The 1,744-nt window shown below is 70.9% G+C and carries 1 protein-coding gene and 1 pseudogene; both read left to right on the top strand.

Annotation, left to right across the window (positions count from 1 at the left end; translation table 11 throughout):
* Positions 1–92 precede the first annotated feature (92 nt).
* Entirely contained in the window at positions 93–1,244 is a 1,152-nt protein-coding gene (locus tag NBW84_RS09030; RefSeq protein WP_445548673.1) for an acyl-CoA dehydrogenase family protein, read from the top strand.
* A gap of 227 nt (positions 1,245–1,471) precedes the next feature.
* A pseudogene (locus NBW84_RS09025) lies at positions 1,472–1,744 on the top strand (ABC transporter substrate-binding protein); the annotation flags it as partial.

Genomic DNA, 1,744 nt, shown 5'->3' with positions numbered 1-1,744 from the left:
GCCCTGCCGGCTCTGTCAGCCCTGCCGGCCCTGCCGGCCGGGTCAGCCCCGCCGGCCCTGCCGCGCAGGGGCCGCCCCGGACCGGCAAGGAGATTCTCGAGCGCGCCCGGGCGGCCGCCCCGCTGCTGCGGGAGCGCTCCGAGGAGATCGAGCGCGCTCGGCGGCTGCCCCCGGACGTGGTGGAGACACTGCGTGCCACCGGGGTGTTCCGGATGGGCTTCGGGCGCCGGTGGGGTGGCCCTGAGCTCACCTCCGCGGAACAGACCGAGGTCATCGAGGCGCTGTCCTACGGCGACGCGTCCGCCGGCTGGTGCGCGATGATCGGTTCGGACACCGGGCTCTACGCCGCGTTCCTGGACGAGCCGGTGGCCAGGGAGATGTTCCCCAGCCTGGACATGATCACGGCTGGGCTGCTGTTCCCGACCGGGCACGCCGAGCGCGTCCCCGGCGGTTACCGGCTCACCGGCCGCTGGCAGTTCGGCAGCGGTATCACCCACAGCGACTGGGTGATCTCTGGGGCGTTCATCTACCGCGACGGCCAGCCGGAGCCGGGCCCGGACGGGGATCCGCACGACTCGCGGCTGATGATGGTGCCGCGCGAGCAGGTCGAGATCGTCGACACCTGGCACACCACCGGTCTGGCCGGCAGCGGAAGCTGCGACTACGTGATCACGGACGTGTTCGTCCCCGAGGAGCACACCCTCGTCTTCGGGGCCGTGCGCAACGGCACCGGCGCGCTCGCCCAGCCGGAGGTGCACATGCGCAACATGCCCGGCGTGCCGCTGGGCATCGCGCGCGCCGCGCTCGACCATGCCCGCGAGACCGTCGCCGGCCGGGCGCGCCCGTCGGGCGCCGCCGCGGCCGACGACTACCGCGTGCAGGTCGTCATCGCCGGCTGCGAGGCAGACTTCGTCGCCACCCGCAACGGGGTGTACGGCAGCATGCGGCGCCAGCACGACGTCCTGGCCGCCGGGGGCACCTTCGACGATCTCACCCCGGACGAGCGGGCCGCGCTGCCGCTGTCGCGCCTGCACGCCTTCCGAACGGCGCGGTCGATCGTGAGCCGGCTCTACGACCTGCTGCAGACCAGCTCGATCTACCGGCCGTCCCCGCTGGACCGGTGGCTGCGCGACACGAACACGATGTGCCAGCACATCGTCGCCCAGGACCGCATCCTGCAGTCGGCCGGTGCCCACCTGCTGGGCGGGCGGCCCGGCTTCCCGCTCTGCCTCGGCATTGTGTGACGTTCCCGAAGGCAGTACCCCGTCCGTGACCATGCGATTCGACATTCGTGTTGTCGGCGCGTTTCTCATGGATGGGCCGACGAAGGACCAGGTGTTCGGACCGGCCGCGGACGGTGGCCGCCCGCGGTCCCGTCGAACACGACTTCGGCGTCATCGACGTCATCGACGTCATCATTGTGAATGGAAAAAACATGCGACCATTTCGATTTCGATCCGCCGTCTGCTCCGTGGCAGTGCTCACCGTGCTGCTCGGCGCGTGTGGCACGAGCACCGGGAGCGGTACGGGAAATACGAGCGGCACCGGCCCGGGCGGGCAGTCGGTCATCAGTTACAGCCTGACCGAACCGGAGAACCCGCTGATCCCCGGCGACACGACGGAGGTCGGCGGCATCGGGGTGCTCGGCGCACTGTTCAAGGGCCTCGTGGAGTACGACGCGAAAACGGCCGCGCCGCGTAACGCCGTCGCCGAGTCCATCCAGACCACGGACGCAAAGGTCTAT

This window comes from Protofrankia sp. CiP1_Cm_nod2 (genome assembly GCF_920664355.1).
Classification (GTDB): domain Bacteria; phylum Actinomycetota; class Actinomycetes; order Frankiales; family Frankiaceae; genus Protofrankia.
The sequence above is the reverse complement of the archived record's forward strand: the minus strand, read 5'-3'. Positions and strand labels throughout refer to the sequence as shown.